The sequence below is a fragment of the Flavobacterium faecale genome (assembly GCF_003076455.1).
Classification (GTDB): domain Bacteria; phylum Bacteroidota; class Bacteroidia; order Flavobacteriales; family Flavobacteriaceae; genus Flavobacterium; species Flavobacterium faecale.
This window is the reverse complement of record NZ_CP020918.1, coordinates 3,538,368-3,564,388: the sequence shown is the minus strand read 5'-3', so window position 1 is coordinate 3,564,388 and position 26,021 is coordinate 3,538,368. Positions and strand designations below refer to the sequence as shown.

General features: G+C 36.2%; 19 protein-coding genes. 13 read left to right on the top strand and 6 right to left on the bottom strand.

Features of this window, described 5'->3' with window-relative positions; all coding sequences use genetic code 11:
- The first annotated feature begins 63 nt into the window (after window positions 1-63).
- The 3 genes from FFWV33_RS15010 (at window position 64) to FFWV33_RS15000 (ending at window position 3,730) form a co-directional block, all read left to right on the top strand.
- A complete protein-coding gene (locus tag FFWV33_RS15010) occupies window positions 64-1,221 on the top strand; it encodes a Gfo/Idh/MocA family protein (protein WP_108741662.1) in 1,158 nt (385 codons plus the stop codon).
- Window positions 1,222-1,258: 37 nt separating this feature from the next.
- Window positions 1,259-2,311 (top strand): sugar phosphate isomerase/epimerase family protein, encoded by a 1,053-nt coding sequence (locus FFWV33_RS15005; protein WP_108741661.1) that lies wholly within the window; start codon window positions 1,259-1,261, stop codon window positions 2,309-2,311.
- Window positions 2,312-2,476: 165 nt separating this feature from the next.
- Window positions 2,477-3,730, top strand: coding sequence for an MFS transporter (locus FFWV33_RS15000; RefSeq protein ID WP_108741660.1), 1,254 nt, complete (start codon window positions 2,477-2,479; stop codon window positions 3,728-3,730).
- Window positions 3,731-3,897: 167 nt separating this feature from the next.
- Here the strand turns inward: FFWV33_RS15000 and FFWV33_RS14995 are convergent, their stop codons facing one another.
- Complete coding sequence (locus tag FFWV33_RS14995) at window positions 3,898-4,734, bottom strand: AraC family transcriptional regulator (RefSeq protein WP_108741659.1); 837 nt, start codon at window positions 4,732-4,734, stop codon at window positions 3,898-3,900.
- A 315-nt stretch (window positions 4,735-5,049) separates the two neighbouring features.
- Here FFWV33_RS14995 and FFWV33_RS14990 point away from each other — a divergent pair, with 315 nt between their 5' ends.
- The 4 genes from FFWV33_RS14990 (at window position 5,050) to FFWV33_RS14975 (ending at window position 9,883) form a co-directional block, all read left to right on the top strand.
- On the top strand, window positions 5,050-6,207 hold the full coding sequence (locus FFWV33_RS14990; protein WP_108741658.1) for a cytochrome P450: 1,158 nt from the start codon (window positions 5,050-5,052) through the stop codon (window positions 6,205-6,207).
- 151 nt (window positions 6,208-6,358) lie between these two features.
- On the top strand, window positions 6,359-6,667 hold the full coding sequence (locus FFWV33_RS14985; protein WP_108741657.1) for a 2Fe-2S iron-sulfur cluster-binding protein: 309 nt from the start codon (window positions 6,359-6,361) through the stop codon (window positions 6,665-6,667).
- A 15-nt stretch (window positions 6,668-6,682) separates the two neighbouring features.
- The gene (locus FFWV33_RS14980) at window positions 6,683-7,936 is read left to right on the top strand and encodes an NAD(P)/FAD-dependent oxidoreductase (RefSeq protein ID WP_108741656.1); all 1,254 of its coding nucleotides are present in this window, start codon (window positions 6,683-6,685) and stop codon (window positions 7,934-7,936) included.
- 498 nt (window positions 7,937-8,434) lie between these two features.
- The gene (locus tag FFWV33_RS14975) at window positions 8,435-9,883 is read left to right on the top strand and encodes a glyceraldehyde-3-phosphate dehydrogenase (RefSeq protein ID WP_108741655.1); all 1,449 of its coding nucleotides are present in this window, start codon (window positions 8,435-8,437) and stop codon (window positions 9,881-9,883) included.
- A 131-nt stretch (window positions 9,884-10,014) separates the two neighbouring features.
- Here FFWV33_RS14975 and FFWV33_RS14970 read toward each other — a convergent pair whose 3' ends face one another.
- From FFWV33_RS14970 to FFWV33_RS14960, 3 genes are all read right to left on the bottom strand, one after another.
- Window positions 10,015-11,427: an APC family permease gene (locus tag FFWV33_RS14970; RefSeq protein ID WP_108741654.1), complete on the bottom strand. Its 1,413-nt coding sequence runs from the start codon at window positions 11,425-11,427 to the stop codon at window positions 10,015-10,017.
- A gap of 411 nt (window positions 11,428-11,838) precedes the next feature.
- Window positions 11,839-12,687: a transglutaminase-like domain-containing protein gene (locus FFWV33_RS14965; RefSeq protein WP_108741653.1), complete on the bottom strand. Its 849-nt coding sequence runs from the start codon at window positions 12,685-12,687 to the stop codon at window positions 11,839-11,841.
- Between the two features lie 32 nt (window positions 12,688-12,719).
- Window positions 12,720-13,463, bottom strand: coding sequence for a proteasome-type protease (locus FFWV33_RS14960; RefSeq protein WP_108741652.1), 744 nt, complete (start codon window positions 13,461-13,463; stop codon window positions 12,720-12,722).
- 534 nt (window positions 13,464-13,997) lie between these two features.
- Here FFWV33_RS14960 and FFWV33_RS14955 point away from each other — a divergent pair.
- The 5 genes from FFWV33_RS14955 to FFWV33_RS14935 all read left to right on the top strand — a co-directional run bounded on the left by FFWV33_RS14955 (window position 13,998) and on the right by FFWV33_RS14935 (window position 21,084).
- Entirely contained in the window at window positions 13,998-15,281 is a 1,284-nt protein-coding gene (locus FFWV33_RS14955; protein ID WP_108741651.1) for a DEAD/DEAH box helicase, read from the top strand.
- 1,071 nt (window positions 15,282-16,352) lie between these two features.
- A complete protein-coding gene (locus FFWV33_RS14950; protein ID WP_108741650.1) occupies window positions 16,353-17,795 on the top strand; it encodes a circularly permuted type 2 ATP-grasp protein in 1,443 nt (480 codons plus the stop codon).
- Window positions 17,796-17,807: 12 nt separating this feature from the next.
- Window positions 17,808-18,773 carry an alpha-E domain-containing protein gene (locus FFWV33_RS14945; RefSeq protein ID WP_108741649.1) on the top strand — a complete coding sequence of 322 codons (966 nt, stop codon included), beginning with the start codon at window positions 17,808-17,810 and terminating at the stop codon, window positions 18,771-18,773.
- Window positions 18,774-18,911: 138 nt separating this feature from the next.
- Entirely contained in the window at window positions 18,912-19,757 is an 846-nt protein-coding gene (locus FFWV33_RS14940) for a transglutaminase family protein (RefSeq protein WP_108741648.1), read from the top strand.
- Between the two features lie 187 nt (window positions 19,758-19,944).
- Window positions 19,945-21,084 carry a zinc-binding metallopeptidase family protein gene (locus tag FFWV33_RS14935; RefSeq protein ID WP_108741647.1) on the top strand — a complete coding sequence of 380 codons (1,140 nt, stop codon included), beginning with the start codon at window positions 19,945-19,947 and terminating at the stop codon, window positions 21,082-21,084.
- A 153-nt stretch (window positions 21,085-21,237) separates the two neighbouring features.
- Here the strand turns inward: FFWV33_RS14935 and FFWV33_RS14930 are convergent, their stop codons facing one another.
- The gene (locus tag FFWV33_RS14930) at window positions 21,238-22,557 is read right to left on the bottom strand and encodes a sulfatase-like hydrolase/transferase (RefSeq protein WP_108741646.1); all 1,320 of its coding nucleotides are present in this window, start codon (window positions 22,555-22,557) and stop codon (window positions 21,238-21,240) included.
- Window positions 22,558-22,844: 287 nt separating this feature from the next.
- Between FFWV33_RS14930 and FFWV33_RS14925 the strand changes: the two genes are divergently transcribed.
- Window positions 22,845-25,010, top strand: a complete 2,166-nt coding sequence (locus FFWV33_RS14925; RefSeq protein WP_108741645.1) for a T9SS type A sorting domain-containing protein — start codon at window positions 22,845-22,847, stop codon at window positions 25,008-25,010.
- A 406-nt stretch (window positions 25,011-25,416) separates the two neighbouring features.
- Here the strand turns inward: FFWV33_RS14925 and FFWV33_RS14920 are convergent, their stop codons facing one another.
- Complete coding sequence (locus FFWV33_RS14920; RefSeq protein ID WP_108741644.1) at window positions 25,417-25,716, bottom strand: nucleotidyltransferase family protein; 300 nt, start codon at window positions 25,714-25,716, stop codon at window positions 25,417-25,419.
- Window positions 25,717-26,021 lie beyond the last annotated feature (305 nt).

The window sequence follows — 26,021 nt, the reverse complement described above, 5'->3', positions numbered from 1 at the left end:
ACAGTAAGCAGCAATAATTGTTTAGATTATTGCTGCTTATACTAGTAAAAAACAATAACTATTATGTCAAAAAAACTAAGACTTGGAATGATAGGTGGAGGCAAAGGTGCTTTTATTGGAGCCATTCACCGTATTGCCGCCCAAATTGATAGTGAATACGAATTGGTCTGTGGAGCTTTTAGTTCCAATCCAGATGTTTCATTAGAAAGCGGAAAAGAACTAGGTTTAAATCCAGCAAGATGTTATGCGTCTTTTGTCGAACTATTCGAAAAAGAAAAACTATTGCCAGAAAATGAGCGCATGCAAGTGGTAAGTATTGTAACGCCAAACCACGTTCACTTTGAACCAGCAAAATTGGCGATGCAATCTGGTTTTCATGTGATTTTAGATAAACCCATGGCTTTTTCTTTAGCGGAAGCTAAAATTTTGAAAAGTGTAGCCGAAGAAACAGGACAACGTTTTTGTTTGACGCATACCTACACGGGTTATCCAATGGTGAAAGAAGCCAAACAACAAATTGCCGCTGGAAAACTAGGTGTTATTACCAAAATTTATGTCGAATACCCACAAGGTTGGTTGAGTAAATTGGAAGAAAGCGGGGATAACAAACAAGCCGCTTGGCGCACCGATCCTTCTAAAAGCGGAAAAGGAGGTTGTTTGGGTGATATTGGTACGCATGCCTTTAACCTTGCAGAATACATTTCGGGTTTGAAAGTAACTCAAATTAATGCTGCTATCAATACAGTTGTCGAAGGTCGAAAACTGGATGATGATGCTACGGTACTTTTAAAATTCGATAACGGAGCTTCGGGAATTTTGTTTGCTACACAAGTGGCGGCAGGTGAAGAAAATAATATTAAAATTAGAGTGTACGGACAAAAAGGTGGCTTGGAGTGGCAGCAAGATGACGCCAATTCTTTGGTGATGAAATGGATAGACCAGCCTCGCCAAGTTTTAAGAACCGGCGGTGCCTATTTAGGTAATTTTGCCAAACACAACACACGCACACCAGGCGGACATCCAGAAGGATATTTGGAAGCCTTTGCCAATTTGTACCGCAATTTTGCATTAACAATTCAAGCAGAACTAAAACAAGAAACTCCAACCGAAGAAATGCTTGATTTTACAGGTGTTGATGATGGCGTAAGAGGAATGGCTTTTATCGAACAAGCTATTGCATCGGGTGAATCCAATCAAAAATGGATGGATTTTGTGGTCTAAGGAAATGGTTTAAAATAATATAAAAAACAAAATAGTTATGACAAATATTAAAGGTCCAGCTATCTTTTTAGCACAATTTTTAGGTTCAGAAGCTCCTTTCAACGATTTAGATTCTATTTGCAAATGGGCAAAAGATTTAGGTTTCAAAGGGGTTCAAATTCCGACTTGGGATAGCCATTATTTTGATTTACAAAAAGCAGCCGAAAGTAAAACCTATGCTGACGAAATTAAAGGAAAAGTAAACGAAGCAGGATTAGAAATCACCGAACTTTCTACCCATTTACAAGGGCAGTTGGTAGCAGTAAATCCAGCCTACGACCATTTATTTGATGGTTTTGCTCCCAAAGAAGTACACAACAATCCAAAAGAGCGTACCAAATGGGCGGTACAACAGTTGAAATATGCTGCAAAAGCCTCTCAGAATTTGGGTATCAATGCCCATGCTACTTTTAGTGGCTCATTGCTTTGGCATACGGTTTACCCATGGCCACAACGACCTGCTGGATTAGTTGACGATGGTTTCACAGAATTGGCCAACCGTTGGATGCCTATTCTAAATGCTTTTGACGAAGCGGGTGTTGATGTTTGTTACGAAATTCATCCTGGCGAAGATTTGCACGACGGTGTTTCTTATGAGCGCTTTTTAGATAAAGTCAACCAACATCCAAGAGCATGTTTGCTTTATGATCCATCTCATTTTTTATTGCAATGCCTAGATTATATCAGTTATATCGACCATTATCATGAGCGAATTAAAATGTTCCATGTCAAAGACGCTGAGTTTAATCCAACAGGAAAACAAGGGGTTTATGGCGGTTATGAAAACTGGGTTGATAGAGCCGGAAGATTTAGATCTTTGGGAGATGGCCAAGTTGATTTCAAACAAATTTTCAGCAAATTAGCAACTTATGGATTTGATGGATGGGCAGTAATGGAATGGGAATGTGCCATCAAACATCCTGAAAGTGGCGCTAAAGAAGGAGCTATATTTATTAAAGATCACATCATAAAGGTAACCGAAAAAGCATTTGATGATTTTGCGGCTACTGGAATAGACAAAGAACTCAACCGAAAAATATTAGGAATATAACAGTATAAAAACACCTTGCTTTTAGGTGTTTTTTTAGCTCGTTATATTATTTTCCGATAAATAAAAAAATATTTATAAGGATATGAATTTTAGTGTTCTGTACTAAAAACCACTCTAGTACAGGACTATTTTACTATTAAAACCAAACCAAATAAATTATAAATTATGCAATCTATTGAAAAAAATAAGCTTTTTTTGGCTAGTTGTCTAGCCTTATTAGTTACTTCACTTTCGTTCGGAATCAGAGCGGGTATCATGAGTAAACTGGGTACCGATTTCGAACTCACCGCAGGCGAATTGGGAACCATTATCGCCACTGCTTTTTGGGGTTTTCCATTAGCTATAGTCATTGGTGGTTTTATTGTAGATGCAGTGGGAATGAAAAAACTCCTTGTAATGGCTTTCGTTTTTCATTTATTAGGTATCGTGCTAACCATTTTTGCACAAGGTTATTGGACACTTTTTATTTCGACACTTTTGATCGGTATCGCCAACGGAACAGTCGAAGCAGCCTGTAATCCATTGGTTGCAACACTTTATCCAGACAACAAAACAACTAAGTTAAACCATTTTCATCTGTGGTTTCCTAGCGGAATTTTTATCGGAACCTTAGTGGTGTTATTGTTTGATTATCTAGGATTGAATTGGCAGATTCAAGTGGGTATCATGTTGATTCCAACATTTATTTATGGTTTTCTTTTCTCCAAACTTGATTTTCCAGTTACAGAAAGAGTCGCGTCAGGTGTTTCTACTAGTACGATGTATAAATCGGTAACATCTCCGCTATTCTTATTTATGTTCATTTGTATGTTTGGTACCGCCATTACGGAACTATTTACAGGGCAATGGATCGAAATGCTTCTTAAAAATGTAACCGATAATTCTATTCTGATTTTGACTTTGACCACTGGTGTAATGATCATTGGTCGAGGAGTGGCAGAGCCTGTTGTACATCGTTTTTCGCCACAAGGAGTATTGGTTTTATCGGCAGCTTTTGCAGCCTTAGGATTATATCTTTTAGCGACATTAACGGGGAATTCTATTTTTATAGGAGCCTTTGTATTTGGTTTGGGAGTTTGCTATTTCTGGCCAACCATGTTAGGATTTGTCTCAGAAAATATTCCAGACTCTGGAGCACTTGGTTTAAACTTAATGGGTGGCGCTGGTATGTTTGCCGTATCCATATATACCATTTTTATGGGGAATTTTTATGATCAATTAATCATGGAAAATTTACCATCCGATGCAAATGCAGCCAGTACATCTCCAGAAGAAATGAATAATTTACTCGAATTAGCCAGAACCGCTGCTGGTCCAGAAGTCTTAAAAGTAACGATGGTGATTCCTATTATTTTAGTAGTAGCGTTTATTGGCTTAAATTTTTATATGAAAAATAAAAAGAAGGTGGTACTTGCTTAAACGATGTTTTTCAAATACAGCATTAGTAAATTGGTAGAAATTGAGCTTTCTGATAGCTAAATTTGATTGCTAAGTGAAGCCATATTACGTACTTTTTTATTTAGAAGAACTATTCTTTAAAAAAGCCCTAATTAATCTACACGTATTAATTAGGGCTTTTTTTAAAACTACTTCAAATACTTTTTTCTGTATTTTGTTGGTGACATTTCATAGACTTCATTGAATTTTTTGAAGAAAAAAGGTGGCGATTCATAGCCACAGTCATAGCTAATTTGAGAAACCGATTTATCTGAATACAATAGCATTCTACTGGCCATATTGATGCGGTATTCATTTAGAAAAGTAAAAAAAGAACGTCCCATCATTTTGTTGAAAAAACGAGAAAAAGACTGTTCAGACATGTTGACCAAATCGGCTACTTCTTTCAAATATATTTTACGTTCAAAACTCTTTTCGATAAAATCATGAACTCGGGTCATGCGGTTGTTATGCTCATGCGGAATATCATCTACAAAACTTGCATCAGATAAAGTAGTGTATGCACATTTGGATAAGCGCAGCAAGAAACCTAAGAAGTTAATATACAAATCATCGCTGCTTAAGGTCAGTAAATTTTTCAATTCAGGGATAAGTTGTCTAATCGATTTTTTTTCGAAAATAATACCTTTGGAGGCAGTAGTGAGCATTTCGAATAATGTGTCTAACTCGGGAACCTTCGCAAAAACGCCTTTGTTCCATTGAATGACTATAGACTGAGAAGGTACCCCATCCTGTTCCTGATTTTTCCAGCAATGTGGTAAGTTCGATCGAACTAAAACCAATTCTCCCGGTTCATAAGGCCCTACATAATCGCCAATAAACTTAGTTCCAAAACTAGATTCTATAAAAGTCAATTCGTGCTGTGGATGAAAATGCCATGGCACCTCAAAATTATCCTCTTGATACGTAAAAGCCGTAATTGTCTTTTGTTCCCCTAAATGTATGGGTTCTAGAATTGGTTTCATAGGCTAGTTTTGTTGGTTTTATAGAAATAGTAAAAATCAAATTGACTCCTGTTATTAGTTGTAAAAATAGTATATAGTATTCTATATTGTCTGTTTATTTTGGTATTTTTAATAATGCAGACAGAATAGTTTATAAATGTGACGTTTAGCAATAGTTTATTTTCAGAGATATTGGCAATATTTGCATAGTACAATAGAACAATTGAAATTAGGTTTGAAGATATAGAATCCTTGATTTTTGATATTCAATTTAATATTTTAAGATGTACAGAGGAATTATAAGGCACACAGCACACACAACTAACCCTTTTTGAAATGAAAAAAAGCGAAATATCCTGTCCGTTTTCAGAAGTAAGAACCAACATAGGTTTTGGTGAAATGGACGATCAAAACGATCCCGTAACCATGCTTTTGCGTCATAAAGATGTACGTAAAGGAGCCCACGACTGGAAAACATTTCAATCTGGATCGACTCCAGGGCGAATTGTGATTCCGTCAGAAGTAAACATCAGAACTACGCGTCAAATTCCGTTTGAAGTAGATCCACCACAACACAAAAGTTTTAGAGATATTTTGGATCCTTGGTTCAAAAGACCACTAGAAGAGAAATACCAAGCGAAACTTACAGCGCAAATTAGCGCTTTGGTTGATGAAGTTTTAGCAATGGATTCTGTGGATGTGATTAGCGAATTTGCTCTGAAATTACAATCAAGAGCGTTGACTTTGTTATTGAATACAGCTTACGACAAATCTGATTTATGGATTTCTTGGGGAACACACGTTTTCCGTAGTGAAGGAGAAGCTTTAGACGGAGACAAAGCCGCTATTTTATACGATTATATCGATGCCGAGATTGACAAAGCAATTGCCAATCCGGGACCAGATTTATATTCGGTTTTACTAGCTTCTGAAGTCGATGGTACAAAGTTAACCAAGGAAGAAGTCAAAGGAGTGATGATTTTGACGTTTGCAGGTGGGCGCGATACGGTGATCAATGCGGTCTCAAATTCGCTTGCTTATTTGGCCGATAATCCAAAATCATTAGAAAGATTGCGTGAGGAACCTGAAATAAGAAATAGAGCCATAGAAGAGTTAATTCGCTACTATGCACCTTTAACCCAAATGGGTCGCGTGGTTACAGAAGATACAACCGTTTGTGAGCACGCCATCAAAGCCGATACTCGAATTTCGCTCGTATGGGCATCTGCCAATCGTGACGAAAAAGTATTCGAAAATGCAAACGAAGTAGTTTTAGATCGAAAAATGAATCCGCATTTGAGTTTTGGTTTTGGTACACATAACTGCCTAGGAGCCACACATGCACGTACAATTATGAAAGTGTTAATTGAAGTGCTGACAGCCAAAGTACAAAGCATGGAAATCATCAGTGCAGAAGAAAACATCGAAGAGTTGGGCGAATTCAAACGCAAAGTTGGTTTCCACGCTCTACAAATGAAGTTTAATAAAAAATAAAAATTTAACGCACGCTCAAAGCAATTTCTGGAACTTATTTTGGATGAAAACAGGAGTGATATATATCCGTTTTTATCTGCTTAAATCTGTGAAATCTGCGTACTAATGCAAATAAATCGGTTGTAAAAAGGACCTTATAAAAAACATAATTATGGCAAAAATAACTTTTATCACTAGCGATAACGAAACAATAACACTAGAAGGAACTTCAGGATCTGTAATGGCTTTGGCTGTAGATAATGGCATAAAAGGAATTGACGGAGACTGCGGAGGCGTATGTTCATGTGCAACTTGTCATGTTCACGTTTTACCCGAGCACGTTGCAAAAACGGGTGAGGCAAGCGAAATAGAAACAGACATGTTAGAATTAGATGACGATGCTGATAAATTTAGTCGTTTGTGTTGCCAATTAGAAATTAGCGAAGCCCTTGATGGAGTCGTTTTACGTGTTGCTAAATAATTAAAAAATAAGTTTATGTCTGGAGAAACAGCTACAAAAGGAACCTGTGTAATTATTGGAGCAAGCCATGGAGGTGTGAATTGCGCAACCGCTTTACGTCGTGAAGGCTGGAAAGGCAATATCATCTTGATTGATGCAGACCCTGTAATTCCCTACCATAAACCGCCTTTGTCCAAAGCGTATTTGACCAGCGATGATGCGATAGACAAAAATTTATTAAAGTCGCTGGAAAGTTATGAAAAAGACGCTATCGACTTGCGTTTGGGTGTCAGAGTAAACTCTATTCAGCCAAAAGATAAAACCATTACTTTGTCCGACGGAGAAACTGTTGCCTATGATAAATTAGTCATTGCTACGGGTGCTCGTCCGATTATTCCACCGATTCCAGGATTGGATACGGCAACAAATATGTATCCGTTGCGTACGGCTCAGAACATCAGTGATATACGTTGTTTTATGAAAACCACTACATTAAAACGTGTTGTGGTGATAGGAGGTGGTTACATCGGTCTAGAAACTGCGGCTTCGCTCAAAAAATTAGGTGCAGAAGTAGTGGTTCTCGAAAGAGAAGACCGCATCTTGGCAAGAGTAACAGCCCCCGAAATGTCCGCTTTTTTCCATGAGCTACATGCTCGCAATGGAGTAGAAGTACTTACAGGCAAAAACGTTTCGGCAATAGAAACGCATGACGGCTACAACGAAGTGATTTGCGCCGATGGTTCTCGATATCCTGCCGATATGTTGATTGTAGGTGTTGGAATTTTTGTAAACAAAGAACTGGCAGAACAAGCGCAGTTAACTATAGAAAACGGAATCCTAGTTAACGAAAGAGCACAAACCAGCGACGAAAATATTTACGCCATAGGCGACTGCACTTTTCATTACAATCCACATTATAAACGCAATATCCGATTAGAGTCGGTTCAAAATGCCGTGGATCAGTCCAAAGTGGCCGCAGCTTCCATTTGCGGAAAATCTCCGGTTTACGATAGTATTCCGTGGTTTTGGTCAGATCAATACGATGTCAAACTACAAATGGTCGGTCTTTCTCAAGGCTATAACCAAATCATCTTGCGTCACGAACCAGCGAATCCGAATAGTTTTTCGGTTTGGTATTTTAAAGATGATGTTTTGCTGTCTGTAGATGCAGTAAACAATGCCAAAGCCTACGTAATTGGTACCAAAATTATTAAAGAAAGTAATTCTATCGACAAAGAAAAACTAGTCACTGTGGATGCTTTGAAAATGGATGCTATTTTGGTTTCTTAAATAAATGAGCCATAGACTATAAGTCTTAATCTGTATAAATCTATATTTACTAATTATTTTCAGGAACTATTTCCTGCTCCCGAGACTTCAGGACGTTACAATGTTTTTCATAAAAGTCCCCATTTCCCATGTCGTAAAAAGAGCTTCTTTCAGTCGCTTTTTTGTTTCAGGAAATCGGAATTTTATTGTGGTGTATCATTCAATTTTATCTTCGTTTATGATCTAAAATTCAATTGCTAGTTTTTTTTAAAAGAGATCCAAAAGAGATCCAAAGTTTTGATGATGCTATCATTAAAACTTTGGATCAATGCTATTGCATGAAGGCTCGTTTTTTTATTTTTCGAATAAAGAGCTATTCTTTCTGACTTCAAACTAAAAAGTAGCACTTATTTTTTATTTCGAAAAAAAACCTGAAAAAAAATTACGAAATCGATTGAAATCGGTAGTTTTGCAACAAATTACTAAAACTAACTACACAATTATCACAAATTTTCACTTATGAAGAACACCGCTTTGTATCAAAAAGAAGTTTCATTGCAAGTTGACAGGCGCCGAGCTGGTGTCGAATTAATCAAAATTATTAGCGATTTATGGTATGACAAATCAATTGAAATGGTTTTGTTCAAGAATCAGTTATTAGACAAAAATGTTAGTGACATTATCAACTTGCATCATTATGCGGGTGAATTTGTTGCAAAGCCAATTTCGATTTTTGATTCGGTTGAAATTGCTAGAGCAGTGTTCGAAATAGATTTACCACCTTCAAAATTAGACATCGGTAAACTGACGTATGAGTATTTATTGGAAAATGAAAAATACCCAGACGCTAGACATTTCGTTTTGGATAAATTGAAAGATGCCAAAAAGTCGAGTGAAATTAAACCGAAAGACGTTGTGCTATATGGTTTTGGTCGTATTGGTCGATTATTGGCGCGCGAATTAATGTCAAAAACAGGCAAGGGAACGCAGTTGCGATTAAGAGCCATTGTTACCAGAGATAAAAACGATGCGGTAAGCCTTGAAAAGAGAGCCTCTTTGTTGCGTTATGATTCCATTCATGGTGATTTTCAAGGATCAGTGGTTGCTGATGTCGAAAATAATGCTTTGATAATCAATGGAACTACGGTGCACATGATTACAGCAAACGCACCAGAAGAAATAGATTATACCGCATTTGATATTGATCATGCTTTGATTATTGATAACACAGGTGCTTTTACAACAGAGGAAGCTTTGAGTAGGCATTTGGTTTCGAAAGGGGCTCAAAAAGTACTACTAACAGCACCAGGAAAAGGAGTACCCAATATTGTACATGGAGTAAACCAATCAGAATACAATCCGGATAAGATCGCTATTTTTTCGGCGGCGTCTTGTACTACCAATGCGATAACTCCGATATTAAAAGCGGTTGAAGATACTTTGGGCGTTGTAAAAGGTCACTTAGAAACAATCCATTCTTACACCAACGACCAAAACTTGGTTGATAATATGCACAAAAAATACCGTCGTGGTAGAGCTGCAGCGTTAAATATGGTGATTACTGAGACTGGCGCGGGAACTGCCGTTGCAAAAGCATTACCCTCATTGGCAGGGAAATTAACGTCAAATGCTATTCGTGTACCAGTTCCTAATGGATCGTTGGTGGTTTTAAATCTTGAAGTCGAAAAACAAACTTCGGTAGAGGATATCAATGCCATTATGAAAAGATATGCCTTGGAGGGTGATTTGGTAGAACAGATTAAATACTCAACCAATAACGAATTGGTTTCTTCGGACATAGTAGGTACATCAGCGCCTTCAATTTATGACAGTAATGCTACAATTGTCTCTGCAGACGGAAAAAATATTGTTCTTTATATTTGGTATGACAATGAATATGGCTACAGCCATCAAGTTATTCGACTGGCAAAATACATTGCTAAAGTAAGAAGGTATACCTATTACTAGTAGATTTGATACAGATCACGATTGGCCTACTGTTTTTTTTTTGTTCATTTTTTAGATGTTAATGGGCCAATCGCCTGTATTAAAACAAAAATCCGTTTCGAAAATTCGAAACGGATTTTTTTATACTCAAATTATTTTGTGATTTTGGTTCGAGTCAAATAATAAACTGGAATTCCCAAAAGCATGATTCCAACTCCCCAACCTGCGGTACTTGTTTTAGCGTACAATAAAGCCAAACAAATTGCTGAGGCAATAATTATGTACAAAGCGGGTACGAGAGGGTAACCAAAAGCTTTGTAGCTGCGCTCGGCATTGGGCATTTTTTTTCGTAGAATAAATATTCCTAATATGGTCAATATGTAAAAAATCAAAACAATGATCACTACAAAGTCCAGTAAATCACCGTATTTTCCGGTCAAGCATAAAGCCGATGCCCAAATACACTGTGCCCAGATACTCCAAGCAGGTACTTTTGCCTCGTTTAATTCAGCTGCTTTTTTAAAGAATAAACCATCTTGCGCCATTGTGTAATACACACGAGCACCTGCCATAATCAAACCATTGTTACAAGCAAAGGTCGAAATCATAATCATTACGGCGATAATCATAGTACCAATACCACCAAAAATTATATGTGAGGCCACAACAGCAACTCGGTCAGACTCGGCAGTGGCAATATCTTGCAAGGGTACTACAGCCAAGTACATTACATTGGCCAAAATGTAGATGATGCTTACAATCATAGTACCAAGAAACAAACTTAGACCTACATTTCGTTTTGGATTTTTAATTTCAGCGGCAATAAAGGTGACTCCTTCCCAGGCAACGCTTGAGAACATAGATCCCACCAAAGCTGCCGAAATACCAGAGATCAATGCTGTCCCGCTTATTGGTAGCCAAGTGTTGGTCGATACATCTAGCGTTTGTGAGGTCCAGGCATTGGTCCAGTTGGCATCCCAAACTTCTGATTTTGCAGCAAAAAAACCAAAAATAATCAAACCGGCCAACGATAGTATTTTGATAACAGTCAATACCGTTTGTAAAATCTTAGAGTTTTTGACTCCGCGACTATTTATGTAACTCAGCAATATAATAGTGAAAATAGAAACGAGTTGTGCAGCATTTAGCTTAAAATCAGCAATTTCGAAAACTATATTTTTATCACTAAAGGACGGAAAGAGGTAGGCGGCAAATTTAGAAAATGCGACTCCAACGGCTGCAATAGTTCCTGTTTGAATCACTGCAAAGAAGCTCCATCCGTACAAGAAACCGATGAGTTTTCCAAAGGCTTCTTTTATATACACATATTGTCCGCCTGCTTTTGGGAACAAAGCACTAAGTTCGCCATAACTTACAGCAGCGATTACGGTGATCGCTCCAGTGAGTACCCACATAGCAATAAGCCAACCTGCAGATCCGAGTTGTCGTACCATATCTGAACTGACAATGAATATTCCTGATCCAATCATCGAACCTACAACGAGCATGGTGCCGTCTAGTAAACCTAATTCTCTTTTGAAATCATCGGGAGTGTTTTCTTGCATAGTCAAATACGTTTTTTCTTTGGTTATAATTAGATGTACCTTTTTTAATGGGTTTCCAATACAATTTGGTCTTTGTAATAATCAGCTTATAAATTCAATAGGTACTGAGTACTTAGCTATTAGAAGCTGAATTCAATGTCAGTCTTGTATAAATGTAACAAAAAGTTGTAATCAGTTACCAAACTCGTTTTTTTTATTTTCAAACATTTTTCACTTTAAAATGGTCATTAGTCTGCTAATTTTTTCAAACAAAAAAGCACCATCATAGTTACTATGTGGTGCTTCTGGATATATGTAATGCGTTTATAAACGGCTAATCTTGAATTTTATCTTTCGATCTAAAAAAAACATTTTCGAAAAGGAACGCTTTGATTTTGGTCATTTATAAAGAGGAATTAAATTGAACATTACTTATTGCAAAGACAGTCCGTTCATCAAATTGTCATTGTACCAAAAAGGAGTGAAATCATCTTGGGCTACTTCACAAGATACCTGAATGTTTTGTGACATTGCATTTCCGAAGATACTCGCAACAGCGGCATCTGCAGCGTCACGTCCGTTGGCAATTTTCACAAGGCTGTTAAGCGGTACAAGTCGTGTAGCATCAAAAACAATCCAATTTCCACCAATGTAAGCTTCAAAACAAGCGTGAAAATCGGGCGGTTGTAATGTATACGCGTAACAAGTAAGGTAGCGCGCAGGTATAGATAACGCACGACACAAACTTATACCTAAGTGTGCAAAATCACGACATACACCTACACGATCAGTAATGGTGTCTAGTGCGGCGGTCTGCGAGTCAGTGCTACCACTGCGATACTCTACGTTATTATAAATCCAGTCGGTTATCGCCAGTACTTTTGAGTAGACGTTTTCTATGGATCCAAATTCGGTGTACGCCAATTTTTGTAATTTATCAGACTGGCAATACCTGCTTGGGAACAAAAACGGAATAATATCTCCGTCTAATTCGGCTACAGGAACGGTCTGGAATTCTTGCCTTTGATCAATGATGGCATAATTAGTCTCGACAGTTGCGCTATAATTTATAGTGAAATTTGCATTTCCTTCTGATTTCAGACGCACAAATCGTCCTGCACCTCCGTTATACGAAAACTCTTCTACAGCCAATGGTGGGTCAAGTACGAGTGATTCAGTTAGAATCTTTTGACTATTTGATCGAATAGCGTGGATGTTAAATATAAAGGTAGTAGGTGCACTTACGGCGTAGGATATGGTACTTTGAATATTAAATTTCATGATAGATAGATATTAATGTAGTAGAATTGTATTTATAGGTAAACGGTTTGCATGAGGTTTTGGCTTTCAAATCGGGGATCAATCCAGTCATCTGGTAAATCAAGGACCAGCTGTTTTAGTTTATCTTCCCAAATTTGAGAAACATAGGCTAGTTCTTGCTGCTCGTATCGTTTTTCGAGCATAAAGTAACTATCTTTTTTGTACAGGGCTACATCAATTGGATAATCTACGTTATTTGCGCTTGCTCGTGTAGATTCAAAAGATAATAATCCAGCTTTGAGCGCCTCTTTGATCGTGGTATCTGCTGTGATAATCGAATTTAAAATTGCTTTCCCTTGGCTTGAATTTCCTATAATGACGTGGGGAGAATCTTCTTCTAATTCTACCCAATTGCCTTCAGGATAGATCAAAAATAATTTTGGCTCGGTATCCTCGGTTAATTGTCCACCAATGATGGTATGAAGGTTAAAGGTAAGGCCAGATTGCCACAATGCAGCTTTGTCTTCGGCGGCGACACGTTTAAGTTGTTCACCGTAAGTAGTCACTACTTGGTAGAGTTTGGTATAAGAATGCGTTTGATTTTCTAAATCTTCAAAATAGTTCATGGTCTTGTCACGCACAGAACGCAAACCACTAGTCATCATAAAATAACTTTGGCGATCGTGCTGCTCAATACTTATTTTTTTCTTGGTCGATGCGCTTGAACCTGCAGTGATACGGGTGTCAGCAAGGGCTACCAATCCTTGTTTTAGTTTTATTGCTAGGCAGTAAGTCATACTTTTTGCTATAAGATTAATGATGATTTGCTATTTTTCTATTCTTTGTCAAACTTTAATAGGAACAGTACAATATTATCTCAATTTGCATAGAAAGGTATTACATGATTGTTATCGTTTGTTATAGAATTACAATAACTCTTTAATATGTAAAGGTTTAGGTTGTATTACGAAATTGTTAAGTCAAGGTGTCTTTTATTTTTTATTTCGAATAAAATAAAGCTAAAGGTGATTGTTTCTAATGATTTTTATCGAAAGTGAAGTTGTAGTAGCGCATTATGTAGTGTATATGAACGATGCAGTTTTGGCCAGGTTGCAAGGCTTTCAATCGCGTGGTTACTTCATTTTATTGGTATAAAGTAAAGGCGTTTGACATGGAAGATAAGCACTGAAGACGCAAGAACGTGGTGGGAAAGAATGAAAAATAGCCTCAAAAACAATAATTTAAAAACTAATACTAAAATTAGACGTACCTTTGCAACTTATTATAAGGAGTAACCTAATTAAATAGTGTTTACTTCATAAACACATTTTATGTCATTTCAATCTTTAGGCTTATCTGAAGCCTTGCTAAAAGCGATTAGCAAAAAAGGATACACAACACCATCACCAATTCAGCAAAAAGCTATTCCTCCTGTACTTGAAGGTAAAGATGTTTTGGCATCTGCACAAACAGGAACCGGAAAAACAGCTGGTTTTACCTTACCGGTACTACATATATTGTCTGAAAATCCGAAAACTAAGTTCAGACCTATTCGTGCTTTGATACTAACTCCTACACGTGAGCTAGCGGCGCAAATATATGAGAACGTAAAAGAATATAGTGAGTTTTTGGATATTCGATCCACTGTAATATTTGGAGGGGTAAACCAAAATCCACAAGCAGCAACAATTCGTCAAGGTATTGATGTTTTGGTTGCAACGCCGGGACGATTATTAGATTTAGAAAAACAAGGTTTAGTATCTCTTAAACGTGTAGAGATTTTTGTTTTGGACGAAGCCGATCGTATGCTAGACATGGGATTTTTGAGAGATATCGAACGTGTAATGAAATTGATGCCAGCAAAACGTCAAAATTTGATGTTCTCAGCTACTTTTTCTAAGGATATAAAAAAACTAGCTCACGGTATCTTGCAGCATCCTGTACAGGTGGAGGCAACACCAGAGAACACCACCGTAGACGCAATCGATCAATTGGTGTACCGCGTTGCCAAAGACTTGAAAGCCGATTTGATGATCAAGTTAATTACAGAAGGTAAGTGGAAACAAGTTTTAGTGTTTACCCGTACCAAGCATGGTGCAAATAACCTTTGTGAAAAACTGGCCAAAGCGGGTATAAGTGGAGCAGCGATTCACGGAAACAAAAGTCAGGGAGCAAGAACCAAAGCTTTGTCCGGTTTCAAAGACGGAAGCTTACGTGTTTTGGTAGCAACTGATATTGCAGCCCGTGGATTGGATATTCCGTTATTACCACACGTTATCAATTACGAGATTCCAAATATCCCTGAGGATTATGTGCATCGTATAGGTAGAACGGGTAGAGCAGGAGCGAGCGGAGAAGCCTTGTCACTGGTGAGCTCAGACGAATTAACTTTTTTGAAGGATATCGAAAAATTAATCGAAATGAAACTTCCAGTCGAAATAATTAAAGGTTTTGAACCCGATCCAAACGAATCGACAGAGCCTGTGAAAATGGGTCGTGGAGGTCAAAATAGAACACCTAGAAACAGTGCAAAACCAGCAGGAAACGGGAACAGAAATTCGGGTAACGATAATCGTTCAAGAGCTCCAAAACGCACAAATGACAGACGAAACTAAAATAGAATCTGAATTTTACACTTTCAATGTAGAAAAATACAATCGTTTTCAATTTATATAGAAAGAGCAATTTTTATAAGTAACGGAGAATTTCAAGTACGCTTGAAGTTCTCCGTTTTTTTTATTTTTAATTAATTAAGTCAGAAGGTTAATTGTCCTAAAGTTAGAAGGCGTTAGTATTTTGCTAAACAGCTTTATAATAGTGCTCATTCTCTAATGATTCTATTTTAAAAATACTAAATCATTCCATTTTCATTAGTTATATAGACCGGTAGTCATGATTGTTTCGATATAAATGTCTTTTTCGAACAAACAGATCAAACTAAAACCGAACTGCTTAATTTAAAGATATCCACAGCCTTAAGTTTGTAATCGATCTTTCTCCTTCAGCTTTGTCAATTTTCTAGAGGTATAATGACCAATATATTTGCCTCGAACCCCAAAAAGTATCTTTATAATGCTAGCTTACTTCATAACAATCGAAAAATCTAAAGACAACTCATCTTTTAGCCGTTGCTTTCAGTTCACCTTTGGTTTAAAATTAAAAAAAGAATGTTAAAATAAATAGGATACTTTTATTGTTTGTGATAAGAAATAACAATAAATTAGAACTTTATTGATCCTTCAAGAAATAAAGTAGTAAACTGTTTAAAAAGTGATGTAATTTGTGTCTAATTTAGTATTAACTTTATAATTAATTTGCGAATTTATAATAAGGTCTGCCTCTGAAGTTTTTTGGCAAGTACTTTTTTACTTACGAAGATAAGCTTGTTGGGATGATTTTATTAGTATAATTATAAAGTGAATAACTATCTGATTACAAGTTTTTTGTGCTTGATATATTTGTGAATACTGAATTTATTTTTCGATTAGAAGTGAAAAAAAATAGATATTTGTAGGATTTTATATGATAATATTTGTATATTGAGAAAAATGTTCGTGCTTGTAGCACGTTTTAAATGATTGTTTGTAGAAAATTAATCCTCTTTTGAACTCAAAATGTACCCTATTTACTTTTAAAAGTGATCTGGAAAATGTTTTGAAAATAAAGAAATAAACCCGCTGTACTTCATGCCAAAGTTAAATTTATCAGAATACGATACCAAAGGGTATTACGACGAAATGTTCGATGAAAATAATAAAGTAAGACCCAATTATAAATTATTCTCAGAGCAACTCGAAAAATTGAGTCACAAAAAGCTGCAAAGTTTGCAACATGCTACAGATAGAGCACAACTGTCATTGGGAATGACTTTTAATGTTTATAATGATAATCAAGGTGTGGAACGGATTCTTCATTTGGATATTATTCCTAGGATCATTGATAATACCGAATGGACTTATCTAGAGAAAGGATTGCAGCAACGTATTAGAGCGCTGAATTTGTTTATTCAGGACATTTATAATGACCAAAAGGTTTTCAAAGACAAAATTATTCCGAAAGAATTAATTTTATCTAGCGTATCCTATTTAAAACAGTTGCAAGGTTTTACTCCTCCAAAAGATATTTGGTGTCATATTACAGGATCAGATTTAATTAAAGGTGGTGACGGACAATATTATGTTCTAGAGGATAACTTAAGATGCCCGTCTGGAGTTTCTTATATGCTTGAAAATAGAGAAATTCTAAAAAGAACTTTTCCAGAATTATTTAAAAAGTTAGAAGTAAAACCGGTTTACAATTATACACATATCCTAAGAGATACGCTAGAATCACTTACAGATGTCGAAAAACCAACGGTAGTAGTACTTACACCAGGGATTTATAATTCAGCTTATTTTGAACATTCTTATTTGGCACAACAAATGGGAGCAGAGCTGGTAGAAGGTAAAGATCTTGTTGTGAAAAATGATATCGTATACATGAATACCACGCGCGGCCTGCAACGTGTTGATGTTATTTATCGTCGTGTCGATGACGAATTTATTGATCCAAGGGCATTTAATAAAGATTCAGTGCTAGGAACTCCAGGATTATTTGGTGCCTATTTGAAGAAGAACGTTGTTCTAGTGAATGCGCCAGGAACAGGTGTTGTAGATGATAAGGCAGTTTACGCCTATATTCCTAGAATTATAAAATATTATTTGGGAGAAGAAATGATTTTACCCAACGTACAAACCTATATCTGTGATGAAGAAGCTGACTGTAAATATGTAATTGAAAATATTCATAATTTGGTTGTCAAGCAAACAGATGCTTCTGGTGGATACGGAATGTTGATTGGTCCAAAATCAACTAAAAAAGAACAAGAAGAGTTTATTGCAAAGATCAAACATAATCCAAGAAATTATATTGCACAACCAATGATTAACTTATCTAGAGTGCCAACCTTGACTGAGGATACCATTGAAGGACGACACGTAGATTTGAGACCTTATGCATTGTATGGAGCTGGCGATAGTATCAAAATTATTCCAGGTGCTCTAACTCGCGTTGCGCTAAAAAAAGGATCAATCGTTGTGAATTCGTCACAAGGTGGAGGGAGTAAGGATACATGGATATTAAATAATTAAAAGAAAAAAATTATGCTTGGAAGAGTAGCAAACACACTACATTGGATGAATAGATATTTGGAACGTGCAGAGAATTATGCTCGTTTTCTAGATGTTAATTTTAATTTATCTTTGGAATTACCACCTAACGAAATTCAGCAATGGCAACCACTAGTTGTTATTACTGGAGATTGGGACTTGTATCAAAAACTGAATACAGTCGTTGAAAAAAATAAAGTGATTTATTTTCTAGCTTTCGAAGAAAAAAATCCAAATTCTATTTTCAGTTGTATTTTTCGAGCAAGAGAAAATGCACGTGCAGTACGAACAGAAATTACTAAAGAAGTATGGGAGCAAATTAATGCACTCTATTTTTTGGTGAAAGAAGGGCAAGAAAAAGAAAATTATGACGACGAAAATATTAGGGATTTTTTTAACGACATAAAAAAAGGATGTCAGTTAGTGTATGGTATGTACAACTCAACCATCTCTAGAAATGAAGGTTATAACTTTGGTAGATTAGGACAAGTCCTAGAACGCGCCGACAAAACATCAAGAGTTTTGGATGCCAAATACCACTTTTTGTTAAGCTCACCCAAATCGGTTGGCTCGTCTATTGATTTAATACAATGGGCAGCACTTTTAAAATCGGTTAGTGCTTATGATATGTATCGAAAAAAATACGGAAAACTATCTCCTTCTTCAATTGCTGAGTTTTTGATTTTAGACAGAGAATTTCCTAGGTCAATATTAGCTTGTTTGCTAAGTGCTGAACATTCTTTAATCAAATTGGCCGTGAGTACTGATAAGGCTGAAAATAAAGCACAAACAAAACTGGCTGCATTAAGATCTCAACTAGAAGAAAGTGACATCAATGAAATTATCACTAAAGGAATGCATGAATATCTACATGAAATTCAGCACAACCTGAATGATATTTCTTCTGCTATTTTTACAGTATTCTTTGCTGTAGAATCTAATTTTCCAGAAGTAAATTAAAATAATTGGAACAGAGAATCAGACTTGAAGCAATTAAATTTGGTTCTCTCTTCTATATTTTTTTTTAATCGTAACTACAGGCGTGATTTACCTAAAAAAAGTAATATTCCATTTGGACCAATTAAACTACGCCCCACAATGAAATTCAAAATCACGCATACTACTATATATACCTTTGATTCAGACGTTTTTTTAGAACCTCATTATTTGAGATTTAGGCCCAAACAAACCCCTTATGTGTCTGTGGACTGTCATGCGCTTACAATTGTATTCGAACCAATCGGTCACAAACAAGTGCTAGATGAAGAAAACAATATGGTTGATTTTTGTTGGTTTGAAGGTATGACAAATCAACTAACAATTACAGCCACAACCGTCCTTGAAACGAAAGAATATAATCCATTTGATTTTCTTATTTATCCATTGCAATTCAATCAACTCCCTTTACAATATGATGCATTGCAAAAAAAGTTGCTTTTTGGAACACTAGAAGGGCAGATGATTTCGCAAGAATTATTGGATTATGGAAATGCAATTTTGAAAGCCTCCGATTTTAATACGATTGCATTTTTAACCCAATTGACCAAACAATTACACGATGATTTTATTGTAGAATACAGAGAAGTAGGTTCACCATTACAACCCGACGAAACTTTTGTTATAAAAAGAGGATCTTGTCGTGATTTATCCTGGATGCAAATCAATTTATTACGACAGTTTGGTATTGCAGCCCGTTTTGTAAGTGGCTATTATTACTTTGACATGATTTCACCTTCCTATGAACTGCATGCTTGGGTAGAGGTGTTTTTACCCGGAATTGGCTGGTTGGGATTAGACCCAAGTCACGGAATTTTTACGGGTAATACTCATTTTGCCATAGCATCAAGTGCTACTTTTGAAAATACCATGCCTGTATCAGGTGGTATTCGCGGGAGTGCAACCTCTCAACTGCGTACACAGCTTTCGATCGAAAAATTTATCTAGAATATCGTAAACATAAAAAGGATACACTGCTTCGCAAATTTCATGAATTTTTATTATGAAATGTGGGTGCAATTGTTCTTGCATTATAGTTGCAGGTGAAAATTGAAATGCGGTTATTTGCACCCCTTTAATAAATAGGGCGACAACGAGGTAGCAATCTGTTACTTATATTATTAAGATTAAAATTATGAAGATCTTTCAATGTGGGTATTGTGCTCACTCCTTATATTTTGAATGTTATACTTGTGAGAATTGTGGTCATTTGGCTGGATTCAGAGACGAAGATCGTACGATGCTCACTTTCGATCCTCAAGGCGATACTTTGATTTCTGACAGAGAGCAGAAGGAATACAAATATTGTAAAAATAAAGAATACAACGTATGTAATTGGGTAGTGGAAAAAGATTCTCCCGAAGAATTTTGTCAAGCTTGCCAGCTCAACCGAACGATCCCAAATTTGTCTGATGCTGAAAATTTTGAAAAATGGCAAAATCTAGAAGTTGCAAAACACAGACTGATTTACCAACTACAAAAAATTGGTTTAGATTTAAAAAGTAAATTAGACAATAAAGAAGGATTTTGTTTTGACTTTGTAGTACAAAAACACGACCCAAAACTTATGACTGGCCATGCAAATGGTGTAATTACTATTTTGTTAAAAGAAGCTGACTCGGTGTTGCGTGAGCAGATGCGAAGACAACTTATGGAGCCGTATCGTACTTTGATAGGACATCTTAGGCATGAGGTTGGACATTATTTTTGGGATCGATTGATTTATAATAATAAAAGGTTATTGAAACAGTATCGTTTGCTTTTTGGAAACGAAAGAGTAAACTACGGTGATTCTTTAAAAAAATATTACAAGGACGGAGCACCAGAAAATTGGCAAGAATCTTTTATAAGTAAATATGCCACATCACATTCTTGGGAAGATTGGGCAGAGACATGGGCGCATTACTTACATATTATGGACATGCTTGAAACAGCCTACTTTTTTGGTTTAAATGTAAGGCCAGTGGATATGCATGAAGCCATGAAAGAAAACATGAAGGTTAATGTTACTTTCGATCCCTACACTGTCGAAGATTTTGATATTATTGTAGAAACTTGCATTCCTTTATCTTTCGCAGTAAATAGTATCAATAGGGCTATGGGAGTTCCTGATGTTTATCCTTTTGTGATTACACCAGATATGGTCAAAAAAATGAAATTTATTCATAAATTACTATTACCACAAAGGGTTAAAAAAGTGAGGACAGAAAGTAGTTCTCGAAAAAAGAAAAGCACTATAAAAGATTTAGGAAAAGACACCACTACATCAAATTAAACTAACTTTTGCGAAAAAGTTTTTCATCTAATTAAAAATGTACAGCTATTAGTTTAATAAAGCCTACTGATACCTCTTGAAGATATAGATATCCAAGGTTTATCAATAGGCTATGAGCAAATTTATCTTATTTGTTTCGAAATAATAGTGAATTTATTTTCGAATAATTGAAAGCTCAGCCTCCAATGCCGTTTTCGCAGAAGTTTGTGCACTCGTTAAAGTCCCTTTGATGAGGTTGTTTAATTCGTAAGGATCAGACACGAGATAATAAAGTTCATTTACCCCAGTGGTATATTGTATCAATTTATAGCTTCCGTTACTGATGGTCCAAGTATCGATGGTGCCGTTATTTTTTTCAGCATATTGGTAGCTTCGAGTAGCACTACTTTGTGATAGCAGCGATAAAAAACTAGTACTGTCATTAATTTGGGTGGTCGTAGAACCTGCAATTTGAGCAATTGTGGCAAATAAGTCGGTACTTGAAACGAGGTTGTTTTCTGTTCCATTACGAGAAACTCCCTTTCCGGAGATAAACATAGGTACATTAATACCTCCTTGGTAAACGGTTCCTTTTGCTGTTTTACTGGAATAAGGTGACTGTGCTACTTCATTTGGTGTGCCATTATCTCCTATAAAAATAATAATGGTATTTGCTTTTTGTGCCTCAGACATAGTGGCGAGCAATTGTCCAATTTGAAAATCCATCGCTTCAATGGCGGCCATGTAATAGGGAGCTGCATCCATTCCATCCTTATATTCCGGTAAGTTTCCTTGCTTATGCATGTTAGACGGAGGAACATGAAAAGGCGTGTGAGGCGCATTGTAGGCCAACCACATAAACCAAGGTTTACTTTGTGTACCTATCCAATCAATTGCTAAGTCGGTAAATTTTGTTGTTGCATAATCAGTAACGACTTTGCTAGATCCGTTTTCGGACATTGTCCAGCTGTAATAATTCTCGACTTCACCACGAAGGAATCCAGCGTAATAATCGATTCCAAATACCTCAGGATTAAATGTATCACTACTACCTGATAAATGCCATTTACCAACAAGTGCTGTAGCATATTTACTATTTGTTTGCTTTTTTATATAATCCTGAAGACTTAATTCAGTCGTGCTTAACACATCACCCGCCCATTTTACGCCGGTACGATAACCATATTTCCCTGTCAATATAGAGGCTCTTGTAGGCGAACACGTAGGATATGCCCAAAAATTAGTAAACGATAAACCATTTGTTCTAATAGCATCAATATTTGGTGTGCTTGGTTTGATGCTTCCTTCAGAGAATCCACTAATCGCATCTTTTCCTAAGTCATCGGCTATGATGAAGAGTATATTTGGTGCGGTTGTATTAGTGGTAAGAGTTTCTGAATTATTATCATTTTTACTACAACCCAAAAATACAAATACAATAAGTATTAAAAATAAGTGCGGGCGCTCTGTAACGTGAGTGGTATTATTTTTCATATGAATAGATTTTGGTAATCAAATATTGGACTTATAAGATAGTGAAAGGTTTAATGAAAGGAGTTGATTTGTAAATATATGACATTCTTTTACTAGTTATTCAGCAGCAGTAAAACGACAGTCTACAATGAGAAACGTACTTTCAACAGTGGCCAAGTTAAAAAAGAATTAATTCAGTTAAAAAAGCCGATTTTTATGGGATTGTCTATTTTTTGTCTAGTTTGTTTTGCTTAGAAAGAGGTTTAAATAATAGACTTTTGTGATCAGAAAACTAATCAACCATAACCATGAAAAAACAATACCTAATACTTCTTTTAGTGCCGGCTGCTTTTTTTGCCCAAGTAAAAGTAGCTGTGAACTTGAATGTCAAACATACTGTTGGTGGCGTTTCGACTTTTGAACGCTCTAAGTTTATTACGATGCACTCTAATACAACGGATACGGAATGGGATGGAGACAATCAAATAGGTGATCTACGAAATAATTTCCTAAACGGACTGGATGTTTATTTGGGTCGTGAGACGGGATTGATTACGTATACTTTGAATCAGGTGGCACAGGATCCTGCACGTGCTGGTTATGCAAGTCCTACTGATATTGCTTCAAGAGGATTGTCATCTCGAAATAGTTTTGCTGCTAAAACCAATTTAGCGCAATACGAGAGCCGCAAGGGAGGAATGATTTTTGGGGGTCAATTGTATCCATTTTGGACGGGTGTTGGGCAAAAACCAACAGCTAAAGGATGGAATATAGCCAACGGAACTGCTACAGGAGAATACATGGGACGTTTTATGAAAGAATTTTTTGGAGGGAACGGACCTAGTTTACCTGCTTTTTTGGAAATTGTCAACGAGCCTGATTATGAACTATTGGGTGGTGTGAAAGAATATACCAAAACGATTGCGGAGATAGCCAATTTTCACATTGCAGCAGCCGATGCAATTAGAGCGCAAATGCCAAATACTAAGATTTGTGGCTATACCAATTCGTTTCCGTATTACGAAGTAGGGGAGTTTCAACGTTGGTTTAACCGAGACAAAATGTTTATGGATATGGCAGGAAGCAAAATGGATTATTATTCGATTCATTTATATGATTTTCCAACTATTGGCGGAAAGCGTCAGATGCGTTCTGGGAGTAATCTTGAAGCCACATTTGACATGATGGATCATTATGGTATGCTTTCGGTAGGGTCGGTAAAGCCTTATGTGCTTTCGGAATATGGAGCACAAACACATGATTCAAACAACCAACAATGGAGTTCGTACAGAGATTGGCTAAATGTGAAATCGTTCAATTCGATGTTGATGTCGTTTTTAGAAAGACCCAACACAATTGCTAGTGCGATTCCGTTTGTCATCGTAAAAGCAGAATGGGGTTACAACAGCACAACGGGAGTTCCTTATACTAGCCGATTAATGCGCAAGGCCAATGAGCCAGCGAGTTATACAGGACAATGGGTTTATACCGATTTTGTGAAGTTTTACCAACAATGGAAAAATGTAAAAGGAACTCGAGTAGACATCAAATCAGACGATCCCGATATTTTAGTTAAAGCTTACGTTGATGGCAACAAAGGATATGTGATTATAAACAATCTAGAGCAAGCAGTTAAAACAATTGATTTAAATTTATTTGATCATGATGCTAATAACTTAACGCAAATTGTAAAACGTTATTTGACCTTGACGGCCAACCAAACAGATTTACAAGAAACAACAACAACTTCTCCGATTACGTCCTTGACTATCGGTTCAGAGTCACATGTTGTTTTAGAATATACTTTTGCCAATCCTATTGCGATTGATAGAACCTTGGACGAAACAAAATACTATGCCGACGACTACTTAAAACCAATTGTTGCAGCAAATACGCCAGTGGTTTATAATGTAAACGGAATAACGAAAGCAACTTATGGCGAGGCTATTTTGCGTATTGGGGTGGGTAGAGCAACCGGAAAATCACTGGTTCCTGTAATCAAAGTGAATAATACCCTTGTCACAACTCCAACCGATTTTAGAGGGGATAATCAACCTCAAAGAGATTCTTTTTTTGGAGTTTTAGAGATTCCTGTGCCCTACAATCTTTTGGATGTGAACAATGTAATTTCAGTTCAGTTTCCAGACGCGGGCGGAAACGTGAGTAGTGTATGTATGCAAGTAAATAATTTTAGTCATAATATTCGAGTATTAGCAACCAACACATTTAAATATGATTCGCAAATTAGTTTAGCACCAAATCCTGCTAGCGATATGGTAACGTTAAAAATTGTAGAAGAATTGATTGGCAGTTCTGCAAGTATTTACAATATGCAATCGGCTTTAGTTCAAACAGAAAAACTAAGTCAGTTAGATAATAATTTCACAATTGCTAAGTTGCCAAAGGGAGTTTATTTTGTAGTACTAAAGAAAAATAATACAACGATGGCCAAAGTGAAGTTGATCGTAAATTAGGTGTTTTATTGGTTCTTAATTTAAAATAAACCAATTGTTTTTTGTTTAAAGTTAGTAGAGTCGAATTTGAGTGCATCAAATTCGGCTTTGCGTTTTTAAGGCATTTAGCTTCTTGAAATTTTCTTTTTCGAATAGAATAAAGACGAATAAAAATCCAATCTGCTCGTGCTCGTGCGAGTTGGTATTGGTAATCGACTTAGGGAAATTCGACGAATAGCCTATTCCGCTTTTACGGGAAAGTAATCACGTATAATGCATCAGTTATTAATTGAAATTAAGCAGCTGTTGTGATATTCATTCCCAAGCTTTTATGCATAATTGGATTGTGTACGAAGTTAGGAGACATTTGCACATCGGTATTATAGAAGTTTAGTTTAAATGAATAGTTTGGACATCTGAAGTTCTCTCATCCATAAATAAGCTCTTTAGATTTGTTTATGGAATTTATTAAAATTGGATTTTTAAGTGTTTGCTCTTCAAGTAAATCAACCTCTCTTCCGAATAAAATTTTTAAATTTTCTTTCAGATTTATATAGTTATCAAAATATTGAGATAAATCAAAAGGTTTGAATTTAACTAAAAAATCAATATCGCTTTTATCGTTGAAGTTTGAATTTAAAGCAGAGCCAAATAGATACATTTTGTCCACATTGTATGTTGAACAAATTGTTTTTAGACGGTCAATATTTTGTTCTATTAGAATCATAATTCAAATTTAGGGAAAAAGTTTCTATAAGTTTCCGATTCTTGGATATAATTACTAGTAACGTCAGTGTTTGAAAAAACCTTCGTTGATTTCTTTCAAATATGTAATTAATTGAACTATTCAACAGAAAAGTTGTATGTTAAATATGCAGTATATCACAGGACTACTGTGTAATCAGCTGGTTGCAATTGACAATCGACTTCGGTCATTGCGACGAATAGCCTGTCCCGCATAGTGGATCATTTACTTATTGAAAAGGATATTTTTTCGGACACTAATTCCCAAAACTGGATGGATAATTGGAT